The organism is Phormidesmis priestleyi ULC007 (assembly GCF_001895925.1).
GTDB lineage: Bacteria > Cyanobacteriota > Cyanobacteriia > Leptolyngbyales > Leptolyngbyaceae > Phormidesmis_A > Phormidesmis_A priestleyi_A.
Genome location: NZ_MPPI01000013.1, coordinates 111,425 through 128,702, shown reverse-complemented (window position 1 = coordinate 128,702; position 17,278 = coordinate 111,425). Strand labels below are relative to the sequence as shown.

Genomic DNA, 17,278 nt, shown 5'->3' with positions numbered 1-17,278 from the left:
AGTCTACACAAAAAACTAGGTGAATTCATGGCTGATATAGTTGATGTTGCTGTTAACGCTGGTTCTTTCACCACCCTAGTTGCTGCGGTTAAAGCTGCTGGATTAGTAGAGACGCTTAAGGGCGCAGGCCCTTTCACCGTCTTCGCGCCCACCGATGAAGCATTTGCTAAACTCCCAGCGGGCACCGTTGAAGGGTTGCTCAAGGATCTTCCTAAGCTGAAGAAAATTCTGACCTATCACGTTGTCTCAGGCAAAGTGATGGCGGCTGATGTCGTTAAGCTGAAATCAGCAAAAACAGTTGAAGGCTCAGACGTAAAAATTGATGCTTCTAACGGTGTCAAGGTGAATGACTCCACAGTCGTGACCCCTGATGTTGCTGCTGATAATGGCGTAATCCACATCATTGACACAGTGCTGCTTCCTGCGTAACCAACGCTTGGATGGCACTACCATTAAATAAGTGACTAAGAGGCAGTAGCGATTAAAAGTTACTGTCTCTTACTGTTTAAATGCATTTTGTCAATCCCACAGTTTTAGTAAAACGATGAAGTCCACTGGTGAGATTTTAGTGATTGGAGGCGGGATCATCAGTTTAGCGATCGCCCTAGAGCTAAAACGACAGGGTGCTTCGGTGACGATCGTCTGTCGCGATTTCACCGAAGCCGCCACTCATGCCGCCGCCGGAATGCTTGCTCCTCAAGCCGAACGCATTCCTCCCAGCCCCCTGCTAGATTTGTGTCTCCGCAGCCGTGCTCTCTACGCCAACTGGACTCAAAAATTAGAAGAACTCACCGGACTCGAAACGGGCTATTGGGCTTGTGGAATCTTGGCACCCGCTTATCAAGAGAATCTAGCCTTAAAGGCTGACAATTTAGAATCGGTTTGGCTTGATCGTGCCACCATTCACCAAAGTCAACCTGGTTTAGGGTCTGATGTCATAGGCGGCTGGTGGTTTCCTGAAGACGCGCAGGTAGACAATCGCTTGCTAGCCAAAGCGCTATGGGTCGCTGTTCAAGAATTGGGGGTTGAAATTCAAACTGGGGTGACGGTCGAGAAAATTGTGCAGAACGGCGATCGCGTCACTCATCTTCAAACCTCCGCCGGAACTTGGCAAGCCGATCACTATATTCTGGCAACCGGAGCCTGGTCACAAACCCTTTTGCCGATTCCCGTTACGCCCAAAAAGGGACAAATGCTATCGGTGCAGATGTTACCCGAATCGATGCCCCTGCAAACCGTGCTGTATGGGTCAGATAGCTATCTCGTGCCTCGACAAGACGGACGGATTATCATCGGCGCAACCAGCGAGGATGTTGGCTTTACTCGCGGAAATACGCCCCTTGGGATTCAAAGACTTTTATCGGCGGCGATTCGGCTCTATCCTGCTTTACAGAACGATCCAATTCAAGAGTTTTGGTGGGGGTTTCGACCTGCCACACCCGATGAACTGCCGATTCTAGGGGCGAGTCCCTATCGCAATCTGACCTTAGCAACCGGACACTACCGCAACGGAATTCTATTAGCGCCGATTACAGGAGTGACGATCGCAAATCTCGTTCTGCACCAAAAATTTGACCCGTTGCTAGATGCTTTCCACTGGTCACGGTTCAATCCGTAGTACACCCAATCTACGCTGTAGTATTCGAGATTCTTTTCGTATTGCACCCTAACTTTATCCATAACTCGGCGGGACGCGATATTTTCGGGTTTGGCGACAGCGACGAGGCGGTCAACTTACGGAGTTGCAGTCGGTCAGTCTCGATTTCAGCCATAATTGAAACTCTCACTCGCGCTTCAACCTGAAAGCAAAAGGCAGGAAACCAGCCAATGGTCACTACCCCTACGTCGATCGTTTATCCCGATTCTGACGGGTTGCCAATGTCAGATAACACTCGACAGTTTGAGTATATTGTCTACATCAAAAAAGGTGTGGATTGGTTGTTTAGTGATCATCCACAAATTTTTGTTGGGGGAGATTTGCTGTGGTATCCCGTTGAAGGCAACAACAAGCTGCGCCAAGCGCCCGATGTGATGGTGGCGTTTGGGCGACCCAAAGGCGACAGAGGCAGCTACCAACAGTGGAAAGAAGAAAATATTCCTCCACAAGTCGTCTTCGAGATTATCTCTCCGGGCAACACGATTCCTGAAATGACTCGGAAGTTTCAGTTCTACGAGCGTTATGGCGTGGAAGAATACTACATCTACGATCCCGATCGTTTGAGTCTAGGAGGATTTCTTCGCCAAAACGATAGATTGGAAGAAATCGAGGTGATGGAAGAATGGGTGAGTCCTCGCTTAAAGGTGCGCTTCACCCTCAACCCAGACGGTGGCTTAGAACTCTATCGACCCGATGGGCGACTATTTGAGCGCTACGAAGAAATCGCTGCACGAGCCGAACGAGAACATCAACGAGCCGAACAAGCCGAACAAAGAGTAAATCAGGCAGAAGCTGAGGTCGATCGCTTAAAAGCGCAACTCAGAGCAATGGGGCACAACCCCGACGATTTGATTGGAACCGAAGGAAGGGAATGATATGCAGACACTCGATAAACCCGTAGAACGTCCGATAGAAGATAGTTTAGTGATCGCCGGAAAGACGTTTCGATCGCGCCTCATGACCGGAACGGGAAAATATCGCACCTTTGAAGAGATGCGCCACAGCATTGCAGCCAGCGGCAGCGAAATCGTCACGGTAGCGGTTCGTCGCGTGCAGACCCACGCACCAGGGCACGAAGGACTCGCTGAAGCTTTGGACTGGACAAAGATCTGGATGCTGCCCAACACCGCAGGCTGTCAAACGGCTGAAGAAGCGGTGCGAGTGGCTCGTCTGGGTCGAGAAATGGCAAAATTGCTCGGTCAGGAAGACAACAATTTTGTCAAGCTGGAAGTGATTCCCGATGCGAAGTATTTGCTGCCCGACCCGATCGGCACCCTTCAAGCCGCCGAACAGTTGGTTAAAGAAGGCTTTGCCGTGTTGCCTTATATCAATGCCGATCCCATGTTAGCCAAGCGATTAGAAGAGGTTGGCTGTGTGACGGTGATGCCGTTGGGTTCGCCGATCGGGTCAGGTCAAGGCATTAAAAACGCCGCCAATATTCAGATCATTATTGAGAATGCAAAGGTTCCGGTAGTGGTCGATGCTGGCATTGGTGCCCCTAGCGAAGCTGCCCAAGCGATGGAAATGGGAGCCGATGCGCTGTTGGTGAATACGGCGATCGCGTTGGCAACTAATCCAATGGCGATGGCAAGAGCGATGAATCTCGCCACTGAGGCAGGTCGTCTCGCCTACCAAGCTGGGCGGATTCCGATCAAAGCTTATGCTAGTGCGAGTTCACCTTTAACCGGCACGATCGGGGCTTGAATGGTCTGGGCTTTGTTCTACGGCTGCTGCTGGTCAAATAGCTTTTCAAACATTTGAGTTTGGCGATCGACAATAGTGACTAGGCGCGTAATGTTGTCGGCTTGCTGCTGACTAATGATCGCTTGCTGCTGGGTGGTTAACCTAATTTCTGTCAGTCCCTCAGTTAATCGCCCTACCTGTTCAGTCAGCATCTCAATGTTTTCAACCACGCGATCGAGTCTGGGATAAATGCCGTCAGTTTCATTGGATGTGGTCATGAGTAAGTTGCTTTGTAGTTTTGAGATCTTCGATTGTAATTTCAATTTGGTAGATATCTATTAATAGCTTGGCAACTCACTGAATTTTTGTCTATCTGGGTCTAGAAAAACACAAATGCTAAAATTTCTTACCTCAGAGTGAGAACAATTACTCAAAGTTTGCTAAACTTAACAAAACCACACAGGAGACATTACTATGCGCTACACCGTTGAAGAAGGCGGTCGCTTAAACAACTACGCGATCGAACCAAAGATCTACGAAGCCACTCCTCCAACCGCGTCACAAAAACGCAACTACATGATCATGGGTACGGTTGGCGCTCTGCTAGTAGGTGGATTGATTTTTGTGGCGGTTTCTGTGTCATAAGATTTTTGCTTTGATATCAACTTTTCAATAACACCTCAGATCTAATTGGTTTTGAGATAGCCAGGTTGCTTGTATTAGTGAGTACCTGGCTTTTGTGTGTTTAAAATTTTGAGAAATACTGAGTCGTTAAGCACTTGACTGGGCGATCGCGCTCATCCAGTTGTGAGCAAAACGCTTAACATAGTTATTAGTAGTGGCGTGGTTAGTCACTTCTGAAACTGTCCATTCCATCCTGACCTTGGCAAAACCGAGTCGAAAAGAATAGCATCACAATCTATACCGTCATTTTGCGTGACTTGGATGATCGCTGATGCCACTCGTTGATGATCAACCTGCCTCTAGCAACCCTGTGACCGAGCTTGCTTCTCAAAATCTCTCAAGCTTGAATCAACCCATCTACCTTCGCTTAAGGCTGGCGCTAAGTCTAAATCTCCGTCGGCAGATCTTGATTGCCGTCTGTGATAATGTGCGGCTGCGCGATCGCTTTGCAGCAAGACTTCAGGCAGACTTAGAAACCTCGCCGCTTAACTTTGGCGCTGAAGAGCTTAAAACAAGACGCATTCATAACAGTCAGGCAGACGACCCTAAGCTAGTGACGCTCAACCTCAGTCTGGCAAACCCAGATGTTTTAGAGCAAATTCATCACTGGCGATCGTCACAACCTTGGCGCATGAAATCAGCCTTTGACCCGATGACCAGCTTTCAGATGATTGGGGTTGAGTCTCTGACTCGTCAGCCTGTGCAGATCCAGCGTGAGTTTCTCAACTCGCTGCAACAATTAGCTCACCAGTTCGCCACGATAGATTTTAATTTGGTGCTGTGGGTGTCGCGCCCCTGGTGTCGATCGATCTTGCAATCGGTTCCCGAATTTTGGCAGTGGCACACCGGAGTCTTTGAATTTGAAGGAGACCCAACTCCGGTTGGCAAAGACAAAGGAAAAGGAAAAGGAGCTAGGGGAATTATTCAAGCCCCAACTCTTAGCCCTCAGCCCTCGATCGCCAAATCCGCTCCACTTCCAAAACCCATTCCAAAACCCATTCCACTTCCAGAACGATCGCAAGCAGAACTCGATATCGCTGACCTGGTTTTAGCCGCCATCGAACAGGAGGTTTCTGAGTCAGAAACGAATCATCCTGTCAATCTAGAACACTCTGGTGAGCCACTCCGCATCTTGCAGCAATTGGAAGCGTTGCACCTCGATCGTGCGTCTGCCGCCGATTTCTCCGCTGCTTATCAAAGTCTAGGAGACTGCTATCGAGAGCGCATTGAGCAGGGCAACTCGTCGCCGCAATTTTTGACGATCGCCATTCTTGCCTATGAGCAAGTGCTGCATCTGCTAGAGGCAGATTCTTTTGACCGACCAGACGTGCTCAACGACATTGGCAATCTTTATTGGATGCTGTCTCGCCAATTGACCGATCAGGCACTTCTCAATTTGGAGAAAGCCATCAACGTCTATCAGTTGGCTTTGGATCAGATCGATCCTGAAACGCGATCGCAGACTTACGCCATGATTCAAAACAATCTGGGGTCAGCTTATAGCGATCGCGCCTACCGTGAAGACCCCGCAGAAAATTTGCAGCTCGCGATCAGCGCTTATCAAAATGCCTTGATGCATCGATCGGCAACCGAAGATCCGTCCCGCTATGCTGCCACTCAAAACAATCTCGGCACCGCCTTCTGGAATCTAGCCCAGCACAAAGCACCGATCTCAAATTTGCAGTCTGCGATCGCGGCTTATATCGAAGCGCTCCATCACTACGACTCAGAGCAGGAGCCATTGCACTACGCCATGATCCAAAACAATTTGGGCACCGCTTACTGGAACCTGTCTCAATGTCGGCAAAGTCACGACTTGGCTGAATCACTCAGCGCCACTCAAGAAGACTTTTTGATGCTGGCGATCGGAGCCTATCGCATCGCCCTAATTTACCGCACGCTAGAATTGGCCCCGGCTGCCAATGCTGCGACCCAAAACAATCTGGGCACTGCTTATTGGCACCTGGCAAACTTGTCATCTACTGACTACGAAGACCGATCGCAACATCTGCACAACGCAATCAAGGCGTATAAAGAGGCGATCGCTGCCGCGCACTCTCTCTCGCCTACCGACCCATCTCATGCTCCGGTACTGACGTTTGATTTATATGCGGCTCATAACAATTTAGGATCGGCTTACCATCAATTAGCAACCGACGATCGAGCCACGCTAGAAACCGAGACGCGATCGCAATATCTAGAGGCAGCACTCTCTCATCATGTGCAAGCCGTGCAAGGCTGGCGAGAAAAACCTGAGTTTTGTGAAAGTGCCATGGCTCATTTGGTTCAAACTGTGAAAACGCTGCACGATCGTCAGGGCATTCAGGGTCAAACCCTAGCATTCTCAAAGATTCCGGCTCAGTTGCTGCCCACAGTGATGAAACAGCTTTAATCAGATTCGGACTTAGCACAGACGAAATTTTAAGTCAGGGTTCGTCGTTTCGTCGTTGCAGGCAGCATAATTTGCATAGCAATCTTTCTACTTTGCCCATGCTTAACGAAAGCGAATACTTTGAAAAAGCCGCAGCCACACGAGTCCGAGTGCTGAGTGAGGCGCTGCCCTACATTCAACAATTTGTCGGACGCAAGATCGTTGTCAAATATGGGGGCGCAGCGATGAAGGATGCCGCTCTCAAAGAGAAAGTCATCCGCGATGTCGTGTTTATGTCGTGTGTGGGGTTGCGCCCAGTTTTGGTACACGGAGGCGGGCCTGAAATCAACTCGTGGCTCGACAAACTGGGCATTGAGCCGCAGTTTAAAAACGGGCTGCGCGTCACCGATGCCGCCACAATGGATGTCGTCGAAATGGTGTTAGTTGGTCGTGTCAACAAAGAAATTGTCTCGCTGATCAACCAGGCAGGCGGCTCTGCGGTAGGACTCTGCGGCAAAGATGCCAGTTTGATTACTGCCCGCCCTGCCGATGAAGAGGGCATCGGATTTGTGGGCGAAGTTACAAACGTCAATATCCAAATTTTAGACTCGCTGGTCAAAGCGGGTCATATCCCAGTCGTTTCTAGTGTCGCTGCCGACGAAACCGGACAGGCTTACAATATCAACGCCGACACTGTTGCCGGAGAACTTGCCGCCGCGCTGGGTGCCGAAAAGTTAATCTTGCTCACCGACACGGCGGGAATTTTGCGTGACTATAAGGATGTAGCAACCCTGATTCCACGGTTAGACATTCACGAAGCTCGACAACTGATTGACGAAGGCATCGTCTCTGGCGGCATGATTCCGAAGGTCAATTGCTGTGTGCGATCGCTGGCTCAAGGCGTTCGCGCTGCCCATATTATCGACGGTCGCCTGCCCCACGCGCTGCTGTTAGAAATCTTCACCGATGCTGGGATCGGCTCAATGTTAGTCGCCTCTGAGTTTATGGGCAACCGTTAGGGATCCATGGAATTTAAAGTTCAAGATTCTGAATTGCCGCCCCCTGACCCTTTGCTTATTTACACTCTATGCTCAACTTTTTCTCGCGTCTCGGCTATCCCATCACGTCACTCAACCTTACTCAACGGGTTAAGAGCCAAGAAGACAAGCTACCTGTCAAAAATGCGGGCTGTCGATCGCAGTTCCTGCTACATTCGGCACCGACTTCCAAAGTCTGCTTGTTTTTTCACGGCTTTACGGCGGCTCCCTATCAGTTTTTGCCGATGGGACGCACGCTACATCAGGCTGGCTATAACGTTTTGATTCCTAGAATGCCGGGTCACGGTCAGGCAGGTGACTGGAATCGTGACAACCCGCCACCACTGCCTACTAACCCTGACACTTATAAGCAATTTGGGTTGGATTGGCTGCAAAAAGCTCAGACTCTGGGCGATCGCGTCGTCGTCGGGGGTCTGTCTGGTGGTGGCACCCTCGCAGCTTGGCTAGCGCTAGAACGCGCCAAGGAAATCGATCGGGCGTTGCTATTTGCGCCCTATCTCAGCAGCAGCAATAAAGTGGTTGATTTGCTGGTTAAAACTTTCAACACCTATTTTGAATGGATTGACGACACTCCGCCCGATCAGGTGATTGGCTATGAAGGCTTTATGGTGGCTGCTCTGCGGGTCTATCTTGACATGGGCAAAGAGATTCTTAAACGCTCAAAAGACCAGCCGTCAGCCCCAATGTTTATTGTCTCGACCGAAGCCGATAAAGCCGTCAGCATCACGGATCATCAAGTTCTGTTTGAGAACATTCTCAAGCGACAGCCTAAATCTTGGTATTACGAGTTCGATCGCATTCTCAACATTCCGCACACGATGCTGACCAAAGCCGAGGGCAACAAATGGGAAAATCTGCTCAACGTGATCGCAAAAGCCTATGTGCAAAGTGATCTCACCTGGGCGGAGGTTGAAGAAATCGCCTATCGCATGACCGAGGGCAAAACCTTTAACCAAGTCGTCGCAGAATTGAAGATTGCCGATCGTGCCTCTCCTGACATGCCTGCCTTTATCACGTTGGTTGATAAACGAGCGATCGTACTCAAACGCAACCCTAGCTTGGATCAAGTCTAAATCCTGTTTTGAGGTGCTCATGATATCAACTTCAAATGCCCCTGCCGTTTCTCTAGAAGAGTTTTTGGCAAACCCGCGCGATCGCACTGAGTGGGTAAATGGAAATCTCATCAAAAAACAAGATATGACCGCAAAAACAGGACGAATTCAAGCCAGACTCGCTCGTTATTGGGGCAACTATGCAGACTCCAGTGGTCAAGGCGGAGAAGTTTACACAGAAACCTCTTGCCGAACCGTTGGACGAACTCGCTGCCCTGATGTGGCGTACCTAACGCCCGATCTCGTTGCTCAATACGGCGACTTTAAGGTTCTGCCGCGCAGCTTCTCGTTATTGGCTGAGGTGATCTCACCGAACGATGAAGCCGAAGAGGTGTTTACCAAAGTTCGAGAATATCTTGCGTCTGAGTGTGAGGAGGTTTGGCTGGTGTTTCCAGATAGTCAATGGGTGCTGATCATCACAAGTCAACGGCAAGAACTGCGAGGGCTAGAAGATATCGCCACTACACACAACGTTCTATCAGGGTTTAGCGTTGCAGTCAAAGAATTAATTGTCTGATTTAGACTGTGCCAGCTTACAGATGTAGAATTCATCCCTCAGATACTTTAGGATGCAGGAGTAGCCTCAACGAATCAATAAGCCTGTGAGTTCTGAACAATTAGACCTGGCGACCACTGAATATGAAACCGGAAAATACGCCTTTGAACGCGGCGAATATCGCAAATCGGTACAGCATTTAGAACGCGCCAACGCCTTAGTCGATGCAGGTTCGCGTTTTGGGGGAGAAGTGCAAATTTGGCTCGTGACCGCCTATGAAGCTGCCGGACAGAGATCGGACGCGATCGCCCTCTGCCAAAAAATCAGTCGTCACCCTGACATCAAGACTCGCCAGCAGGGAAAGCGTCTGCTCTACATTCTCGAAGCCCCCAAACTGCAAACTCGCCCCGAATGGCTGACTGAGATTCCTGATTTATCGACACTAGCGGACAGCGAAGCCAAAGACAATCGAGGAGTCTCTAAGTTTGGCAATGCCATCCCGCCAAAACTGTCGCAAAAGCCTCGTCCAGCGATCCCCGAACCTGTGGATTTAAGTCAGGTCAACGCCCAAGACAATCTCTTTATCTGGGTAGCGTTGATTGCAGCAGGACTGATCGTAGGCGGTTTGGCGTGGCTGAGCTAGCAGGTGATTTTGTAGCGAGTTATATCGGTTAACCTATCGCTTGCCACGATTTCTCCAAAGTAGTGTTAGATATTATTGGACTCCCGACCTCGCTCAATATGCCTTACAGAACCTTAAGTGCTGCTTTTTCACCCGATCGGCTGTCGTGGCTAGATCCCGTGATTCGTTTTTTGCTGCGATCGCGCCTGGTTTGGGTGTTTCTGTTCGCTAGCTTGATGCTGTCAGGCTGCGTAAAATCTGAGGTAGGCATCGATTTTGAGAGTCCCAATCGAGGCGCGATCGTGCAGCACATTCGCCTTGACGAGCGGCTGACTAGTTTTAGCAATGGCACCGCTAAAACCTGGCTTGACAGCATCGAAAAACGAGTTCGCCGAGTTCAGGGCAAGACTCGCCGCCTCTCAAACCAAGAGATTTTAGTCACGATTCCGTTTGGCAATGGCGAAGAATTAGAGACTCGATTTAATGAGTTTTTTAGCCCGACCAACAGCCCCAAAACTCGCTCTGCTCAAAAAGAATTAGACTTACCTAAGCTTGATTCTCATCTCAGCGTCCAGCAGGGCAATTTTCTACTGCTACAGCGTCATCGCTTAATTTATGATTTAGACCTGCGATCGCTTGGCGTTCTTGCCTCAGATGGCAGTTTGCTGGCGAGTCCGGGTTCGCTGATTGAGCTAGAGTTTGGGCTAACTACGCCCTGGGGCGCTCGAAACATCATTCACCGATCGAAGACCCCGATCTCGACCCGCCGCGAAGGTAACCAGCTCATCTGGACTCTGCAACCAGGGCAAAGCAATCATCTAGAAGCCGTCTTCTGGCTTCCAAACCCTTTAGGCATTGGGACGGTTTTGATTGTGGCGATCGTAGCAGGTGGAATCTATCTCAGACGAACCTTGCCCACCCCTACGGTTTCGCCGCCTCTAGCCCCCAGTTCATGACGATAAACTCATAACCCTTACCGGATGTCTCGCCGTTCAGCCGACCTGCAACGACTGATTATATTAGGTCTGAGTGGACCGATTATCGCCCTCAACGTCTGGCTGGTGGCGCTGATATTGCACTATTTTGAGCATCTTGTGACGGTGCTGGCAGTGTCGGCAATTCTGGCATTTCTGCTCAATTACCCAGTCGAATTTTTTGAGCGGGCCCGCATTAAGCGCGTCGGGGCGGTGGTGATTGTGTTGCTCTTGGCAGTGACCATCTTGGTGATTTTAGGAGTCACGCTGGTGCCCGTTTTGGTGGCCCAGACGACCCAACTGCTCGAAAAAATTCCGGGGTGGCTAGAGGCGACTCGGCAAAATCTAGACTTCTGGGATGCTTGGGCCCAAACGCGGAACTTTCCGATCGACCTTAAAAGCTTTGGCGGTCGAGTCAGCACCCAAATTGAAAACCAGATTCAAGAAGTCGCCACCCAAGCTCTCGGATTTGCCTTGGGAACGGTTTCTGGCTTGATTGACAGCATCCTGATCATCGTGCTGGCATCCTATATGCTGCTTTATGGGGCGAGACTTTGGCAGGGATTGATCAATCTACTGCCACCTAAATTTGGCATTCCGTTTAGTGAGTCGCTGCGGCAAAACTTTCACAACTTTTTTCTGAGTCAAATTCTGCTAGCGCTATTCATGGCTGGCGGACTGATTCCAATTTTTCTGACACTCAAGATTCCCTTTACGCTCCTGTTTGCCCTGATCATTGGCATTGCAGAAATCATTCCCTTCATCGGAGCGGTGTTAGGCATTGGGCTGGTCACAATTTTAGTGATGTTTCAGAGTGTCTGGCTGGCGTTTCAAGTCGCGATCGCGGCCATGATTCTGCAACAAATCCGTGATAATGTGCTGGCTCCCAAAATGATGGGCGAATTCACCGGGCTAAACCCACTTTGGATCTTCATCGCCCTGCTGCTGGGGCTGCAAATCGGCGGTTTCTTAGGAGTCGTGGTCGCCGTGCCGATCGCGGGCACCATTAAGGGCACGATCGATGCTCTGCGGGGCGTTGCGCCCACTCAGGTGGTTGTGACCGAGATTGTTCGTAAAGACTATCCGCCGATCGAGTGATGGAGTGCTAAACTCGATTCCAGCTTCTACGCTTAAGCTATTTTTTGTCAGAGATATTGAACCACTCGCTGCGTGATCGGAGACAACCCCAGATGCGACAAATTAATTTCTTAATCATCTTCGTCATTTGTTTAGCACTCGTTTTGTTTGGCATTGAAAACACAGAGCCAGCCGTAATTCGAGTCATTGAAGGCGTGCAGGTGGAGGCACCGCTCTCGATCGAGCTAATCTTAGCGATGGGAATCGGAGCCGTGTTGGCGTGGGTGTTTAGCGTGTGGAGCAAGATCCAGCGCATGATCGACACTCGCAAAGAACTTCAAGTTCGAGAAGAGCGCATTGACGAACTTGAACAGGATGTCGAACGCTATAAGGCAGAAATTCAAGAGCAGCAGCGTCTACTGCCCCAAGGCATCACGCAAGATGCTGAAGCCACCGAAGTGTTTGCTCAGTAAGCCAGTTTAACGTCAGTTCGGGGAGTTCTTTCGCTTCGTTGTTCAGCGCTTCAGCCCCCTAAATCCCCCAAAATTGGGGGACTTTGAACTTCAATTCGGGGCTTGAAGTCCCCCAGACTTGGGGGATTTAGGGGGCAGCCCGGATTGGCAACCGCCGCGAAAAGCTGCATCGAATTCACGTCAGTTTAGAGGGGTGGCGTGACGAATCCTGATAGTCTTTGGAGTCTCTTGGTGCCTTTGCTGCTGCTAGGGCTAATTCTGCTGGCAGCCGTGTATTTTGTGCGGATCAAAATTAAGTAGTCGATTCTGCGAGATCGTGTCACCATAAAGCATTCATCCCTCCCTTCTCTCTATGACCCTTTCTCTAGCCCAGGACGCGATCGCTCTCTTGATTGACCTGGCAGAACAGGGAGAAATTGACCCCTGGGATGTCAAGGTGATTGATGTCATCGATCGCTTCTTGAGCGAGTTGACCCCTGCCGCGATCGTGGGGCGAGAACACTACGAGTCAAATCTGTCTCAGTCGGGGCAGGCATTTCTATATGCATCGATGCTGCTGTTGCTCAAAGCCGATAGCCTGACTCAGCCTGAAGCGATCGTCGCTGATCCCGATGAGTTTGAAGGGGCAGAATTTATAGACGCAGATTTTGGCGGGGCTGCCTTGCCGCCGCATTTAGAGCGTCAGCTTCGGCGCAGGGCAGTGGCACGACCGCCTCAAAAGCGGCGAGTCACCCTTAAAGAGCTAATCGATCAGCTTCAGCTAATTGCCACCACTCTAGACGACACCACTCCGCGCGCTCGGCTGCGTCGCCCTAAACCTCAGTCTCGCGCTCAGGCAGTGCGCGCGATCGCCGAACTCGCCCACCAAGAAAATCTCTCAGAAATGGCAGTGGCGATCGAGCAATTCTTTCACGACCATTGGACAGAAGTTGCCCAAGATAAAGAATGGATCGACTTTGACCTGGTGCTGGAATTTTGGGTTGCCTTAAAAGATCAAAAACCCAAAGAAAGTGAAGAAAATCTTCACGATCATCCTAATCACGAGCGCGTCGGCGTGTTTTGGGCCCTGCTGCTGTTGTCGGCTCAAAACAAAGTCGAGTTGGCGCAAGAAGAGTTTTACCAAGATTTGAAAATTCGCTCACTGCTGCAACTCGCCGAATCTGGACTGAGTGAACTCTCTACTAGCGTTTTGCTCGATTGAGAGGACTCAACCAAACCTGGACATTTTAGATTTGTCAAATAAAAACTTTTCTCTAGTTCATCTTTAGCAGCCCTAAACCTTTTGAGTGTGCCAATTCTCACTTAGAACCGTTATAGTCACTAAAGGTCAAGGTCTGGCAACGCTTGTCTTTCGCTGAAACCTTGAGTCGCCTAAGATAAAGCAAAACCATCGTACGCTGGAATTCCTCCAGACCGAGGGTCAAACGCTTGCAGTATATCGGTGTAGGGTAGAGAGAACAATCTATGAAAGCCATGATTCTGGCAGCCGGGAAGGGAACACGGATTCGTCCGATTACATATACGATTCCCAAGCCCATGATTCCCATTCTGCAAAAGCCCGTGATGGAGTTTCTGCTAGAACTGCTTAGGCAGCACGGTTTTGACGAAATCATGGTCAATGTGAGTCACCTGGCCTATGAAATTGAGAGCTATTTTCGGGATGGGCAACGGTTTGGGGTGCAGATTGGCTACTCCTTTGAAGGCAAGATCGTCGATGGTGAGTTAGTCGGCGCGGCTGTTGGTTCAGCAGGCGGCATGAAAAAAATTCAAGATTTTTCCCCGTTTTTTGACGATACATTCGTGGTGCTTTGTGGCGATGCCCTGATTGACTTAGACTTGAGCGCCGCCGTCAAATGGCACCGAGAAAAAGGCTCGATCGCTACGGTGATCATGAAAACGGTTCCTCGCGATGAGGTGTCTAGCTACGGCGTTGTGGTCACAGACGAAGCAGGCAAAATCAAAGCGTTTCAAGAAAAACCTGCGATCGAGGAAGCCCTGAGCACCACGATCAACACCGGAATTTATATTTTTGAACCCGAAATTCTTGACTACATTCCATCTGGGCAAGAATATGACATCGGGAGCGAGCTTTTCCCCAAGCTAGTAGAAATGAATGCCCCATTCTACGGCTTACCAATGGACTTTGAGTGGGTCGATATCGGCAAGGTGCCTGATTATTGGCACGCAATTCGCAGTGTCTTGCGTGGCGAAGTCAAAAACGTGGCAATTCCTGGAAAAGAGGTGGCTCCTGGCATCTACACTGGGCTAAACGTCTGCGTCAACTGGGATAAAGTCGATATCCAGGGTCCGGTTTATATTGGCAGCATGACCTGCATTGAAGATGGTGCCAAAATTGTTGGCCCGGCAATGATTGGTCAAAACTGCTGGGTGTGCAGTGGCGCAACCGTCGATAATAGCGTAATTTTTGAATATTCTCGCTTGGGCCCAGGGGTGCGACTGGTAGACAAGCTTGTGTTTGGTCGATATTGCGTCGATAAGACAGGCGCGACGATCGACGTGCAAGCCGCCTCCCTAGATTGGCTGATCACAGACACTCGTCAAGAGCTTCCGACTCAGATGCCTGCCGAGCATCAAGCGATCGCCGAGCTTTTAGGCACTGACCACAGAGTTGCCCAATCCTAAACTCACCCGATCGGAGGAGATAGGATATATCCGACTGGAGAAGGCTTACAGAGCTTCTCTCGCGTATTCTAGGAAACGAATAGAGCACAGACTCCTTGGAGAGCGTTGAATGGGGGCATTCAGCTTTCTCCAGGGGCTTTTTTTGGCGGTTGATAGGGCGGCTTAGGCTGCAAAGTTTGACGCAGCAAAGTAAGCTAGTGCATGGGCTTTCATGGCGAATGTCGCCGATTTGCACAGCAGGAATACTGACTTGAATCCATCAAAACCGTCTCAAATTCGACTAGAACAGGTCAGTTTTGCCTCTAAAGGGGTTGCTTCTGGCAAGAAGCCAGGACAACGATCGGCGATCGGAGCACACTATTTGCTGCGAGATCTCTCATTTGACGTGTTTCGGGGCGATCGGATCGCGATCGTCGGCGCATCAGGGTCGGGCAAAACGACGCTACTGCGGTTGCTGAATCGATTAAATGAACCGATTCAAGGATCACTCTATTTAGAAGGACAAGATTTTCGGCAAATTCCGGTGCTGCAACTGCGTCAGCAAATCACTTTAGTGCAGCAAGAATCAAAACTGCTGGGAATGACCGTGCGGGAAGCGCTGCTTTATCCGCTCAAGCTGAGAGGGGTTGAGATCAAAACAGCCGAGCAGCAAATTAGCGAGTGGGTTGATCGGCTGCATCTTCCGGGTGATTGGCTCGATCGCAACGAACTCCAATTATCGGTTGGGCAACGGCAACTCGTGGCGATCGCTCGTGCCCTAGTCATTCAGCCTAAAGTTCTGCTTTTAGACGAACCCACGTCAGCCCTAGATTCAGGACGCAGTGATCACGTTCTCAACACTCTAAAAGATCTGTCGGGGATCACGATTTTGATGGCAAATCACCAGTTAGAACTCGCACAATCATTCAGCGATCGCGTCCTGCATTTGCATCGCGGCGAACTGGTGAAAGATGAGTTGAGCGATCGCGTAGACTGGCAAACATTAAGAGCCGCGATCGTGCAGTCAGAAGCTAAAGAATCCGCCGAGTGGGAGTGAGTCAAATCCGACGATCGCTCACCACCATCCTTTCTCCCCGACGGCTCGCCGCGCGATGATTGCCATTAGTGGATTCAGTCTGGGGAGGCAGAGAAGCATTGAGAATTTCTAAATTGAGTCGATAGCCGACATTCCGAACTGTTTGAATCAGATTGGGCTGTCGGGGGTCTAACTCTACTTTTTTGCGAAGCGAAAGGACATGAGTATCGACCGTGCGGGGGTTATCGATCGCATCCGGCCAGGCCCGTTGCAAAAGGTCTTGACGGCTCAAAGGTGCGCCGCTTGCCTGTGCCAACACATAGAGCAAGCTAAATTCTTGAGGAGTCAATTCGATCAACTGACCCTTAAACCGGACTCGACGATGCACCAGGTCGATTTTGAGATCACCATAGTCAAGATGAGCCGGAGGAGCCGATAAACGAGTTCGCCGCGTCAGCGCCTCGACTCTGGCTAAAAACTCCTGCATCCCAAAGGGTTTAGTCAAATAGTCATCTGCACCAGCCCGCAAACCCTCGACGATATCAGATTCAGTTGTGCGGGCAGAAAGCATGAGAATCATCGCCTGCTGCTGTTGACGCAGCCAGCGACAAAACTCAACTCCGTCTCCATTGGGCAATTCTGAATCGAGGATCACCAAGTTGGGCTGTCGGACTAAGAAGACCTCTCTCGCTTGATGCAGGTCTGCCGACTGATGCACGTGATGTCCTGCCTGCTGTAAGTGCCACCCAAGTAGCGATCGCAGGTGCGGATTTCCTTCAATAATCTGAACGTTTACGGCTCCCACGAGGGCTGGCTTTCCTGAGACGGCTTGACCTTAAGAGTATCAAAGCAATTGTGATGGATTTGTAACGGCTGCTACCCTAGTTTTCTCTAATCACCAATAACTTAGAGACTTAGGCACCGATGCCCAACGAATGCTCAGAGACATCAACACAAAGATAGGGAGGAATGCAAAAGGTTAATGTTAAGATCAATGCATAGTTACGTGTAGTTAAGGCCCGCCTGTGTATCAACCTATTCACCTTGTAACGTTTCCATTAAAAGGCTGTTCACAATTTAGCGACACACTATGCTGCAAGATACGCTAACCATTCGCTACTACCAAAGACTGACTGATGGCTTGGTGGGGTTGTGGAACCGGGGATACCGCTTCGATGACCTACGCCTCTATCTCGACGGCTATCTCGCCGCTTTGAGACACACCAACTCCTTAGAGCCTTATCAGATCAATCGTCTTGAAGAAGAAATGACTCGCTTCCTCTACGATTCTTCCAATTTTGAAAGCCCAGTAGAGCCTGAACGAGATTATCGCTAAATTGCCAGAAAGGGTGCGTCGATGACGTGCCCTTCTTGCATTTAGAGGATATTAAAAAGGGGCAGCAGATTTCTCCT

19 protein-coding genes are annotated in these 17,278 nt (G+C 50.1%); 17 read left to right on the top strand and 2 right to left on the bottom strand.

Annotation, left to right across the window (positions count from 1 at the left end):
• The first annotated feature begins 27 nt into the window (after nt 1–27).
• The 4 genes from BRW63_RS13825 (at nt 28) to BRW63_RS13810 (ending at nt 3,361) form a co-directional block, all read left to right on the top strand.
• Nucleotides 28–429, top strand: a complete 402-nt coding sequence (locus BRW63_RS13825; RefSeq protein ID WP_073072096.1) for a fasciclin domain-containing protein — start codon at nt 28–30, stop codon at nt 427–429.
• Nucleotides 430–544: 115 nt separating this feature from the next.
• A complete protein-coding gene (gene thiO / locus BRW63_RS13820; RefSeq protein ID WP_073072033.1) occupies nt 545–1,618 on the top strand; it encodes a glycine oxidase ThiO in 1,074 nt (357 codons plus the stop codon).
• A gap of 209 nt (nt 1,619–1,827) precedes the next feature.
• Complete coding sequence (locus tag BRW63_RS13815; RefSeq protein ID WP_073072032.1) at nt 1,828–2,532, top strand: Uma2 family endonuclease; 705 nt, start codon at nt 1,828–1,830, stop codon at nt 2,530–2,532.
• 1 nt (nt 2,533) lies between these two features.
• Nucleotides 2,534–3,361, top strand: a complete 828-nt coding sequence (locus tag BRW63_RS13810) for a thiazole synthase (protein WP_073072030.1) — start codon at nt 2,534–2,536, stop codon at nt 3,359–3,361.
• Nucleotides 3,362–3,378: 17 nt separating this feature from the next.
• Here the strand turns inward: BRW63_RS13810 and BRW63_RS13805 are convergent, their stop codons facing one another.
• Nucleotides 3,379–3,618: a hypothetical protein gene (locus tag BRW63_RS13805; protein ID WP_073072028.1), complete on the bottom strand. Its 240-nt coding sequence runs from the start codon at nt 3,616–3,618 to the stop codon at nt 3,379–3,381.
• 196 nt (nt 3,619–3,814) lie between these two features.
• Here BRW63_RS13805 and psb34 point away from each other — a divergent pair, with 196 nt between their 5' ends.
• The 12 genes from psb34 (at nt 3,815) to BRW63_RS13750 (ending at nt 15,886) form a co-directional block, all read left to right on the top strand.
• Nucleotides 3,815–3,985: a photosystem II assembly protein Psb34 gene (gene psb34, locus BRW63_RS27680; RefSeq protein WP_106253994.1), complete on the top strand. Its 171-nt coding sequence runs from the start codon at nt 3,815–3,817 to the stop codon at nt 3,983–3,985.
• Between the two features lie 310 nt (nt 3,986–4,295).
• The gene (locus tag BRW63_RS13800) at nt 4,296–6,416 is read left to right on the top strand and encodes a tetratricopeptide repeat protein (protein WP_083582927.1); all 2,121 of its coding nucleotides are present in this window, start codon (nt 4,296–4,298) and stop codon (nt 6,414–6,416) included.
• Between the two features lie 98 nt (nt 6,417–6,514).
• Nucleotides 6,515–7,414, top strand: a complete 900-nt coding sequence (argB, locus tag BRW63_RS13795; RefSeq protein WP_073072026.1) for an acetylglutamate kinase — start codon at nt 6,515–6,517, stop codon at nt 7,412–7,414.
• Between the two features lie 68 nt (nt 7,415–7,482).
• Nucleotides 7,483–8,526: an alpha/beta hydrolase gene (locus BRW63_RS13790; protein WP_073072025.1), complete on the top strand. Its 1,044-nt coding sequence runs from the start codon at nt 7,483–7,485 to the stop codon at nt 8,524–8,526.
• Between the two features lie 19 nt (nt 8,527–8,545).
• A complete protein-coding gene (locus tag BRW63_RS13785; RefSeq protein ID WP_073072024.1) occupies nt 8,546–9,082 on the top strand; it encodes a Uma2 family endonuclease in 537 nt (178 codons plus the stop codon).
• 85 nt (nt 9,083–9,167) lie between these two features.
• Complete coding sequence (locus tag BRW63_RS13780; RefSeq protein ID WP_073072023.1) at nt 9,168–9,704, top strand: hypothetical protein; 537 nt, start codon at nt 9,168–9,170, stop codon at nt 9,702–9,704.
• 62 nt (nt 9,705–9,766) lie between these two features.
• Nucleotides 9,767–10,639 carry a DUF3153 domain-containing protein gene (locus tag BRW63_RS13775; RefSeq protein ID WP_223257382.1) on the top strand — a complete coding sequence of 291 codons (873 nt, stop codon included), beginning with the start codon at nt 9,767–9,769 and terminating at the stop codon, nt 10,637–10,639.
• A gap of 24 nt (nt 10,640–10,663) precedes the next feature.
• Nucleotides 10,664–11,755: an AI-2E family transporter gene (locus BRW63_RS13770; protein ID WP_073072022.1), complete on the top strand. Its 1,092-nt coding sequence runs from the start codon at nt 10,664–10,666 to the stop codon at nt 11,753–11,755.
• A gap of 92 nt (nt 11,756–11,847) precedes the next feature.
• Nucleotides 11,848–12,207: a LapA family protein gene (locus tag BRW63_RS13765; RefSeq protein WP_073072021.1), complete on the top strand. Its 360-nt coding sequence runs from the start codon at nt 11,848–11,850 to the stop codon at nt 12,205–12,207.
• Between the two features lie 352 nt (nt 12,208–12,559).
• A complete protein-coding gene (locus tag BRW63_RS13760; protein ID WP_073072020.1) occupies nt 12,560–13,408 on the top strand; it encodes a segregation/condensation protein A in 849 nt (282 codons plus the stop codon).
• A 263-nt stretch (nt 13,409–13,671) separates the two neighbouring features.
• Nucleotides 13,672–14,850, top strand: a complete 1,179-nt coding sequence (locus BRW63_RS13755; RefSeq protein ID WP_073072019.1) for a sugar phosphate nucleotidyltransferase — start codon at nt 13,672–13,674, stop codon at nt 14,848–14,850.
• Between the two features lie 250 nt (nt 14,851–15,100).
• Nucleotides 15,101–15,886: an ABC transporter ATP-binding protein gene (locus tag BRW63_RS13750; protein ID WP_223257381.1), complete on the top strand. Its 786-nt coding sequence runs from the start codon at nt 15,101–15,103 to the stop codon at nt 15,884–15,886.
• 1 nt (nt 15,887) lies between these two features.
• Here BRW63_RS13750 and BRW63_RS13745 read toward each other — a convergent pair whose 3' ends face one another.
• On the bottom strand, nt 15,888–16,670 hold the full coding sequence (locus BRW63_RS13745) for a response regulator transcription factor (RefSeq protein WP_073072017.1): 783 nt from the start codon (nt 16,668–16,670) through the stop codon (nt 15,888–15,890).
• 285 nt (nt 16,671–16,955) lie between these two features.
• Between BRW63_RS13745 and BRW63_RS13740 the strand changes: the two genes are divergently transcribed.
• Complete coding sequence (locus tag BRW63_RS13740) at nt 16,956–17,201, top strand: DUF6761 family protein (protein WP_073072016.1); 246 nt, start codon at nt 16,956–16,958, stop codon at nt 17,199–17,201.
• Nucleotides 17,202–17,278 lie beyond the last annotated feature (77 nt).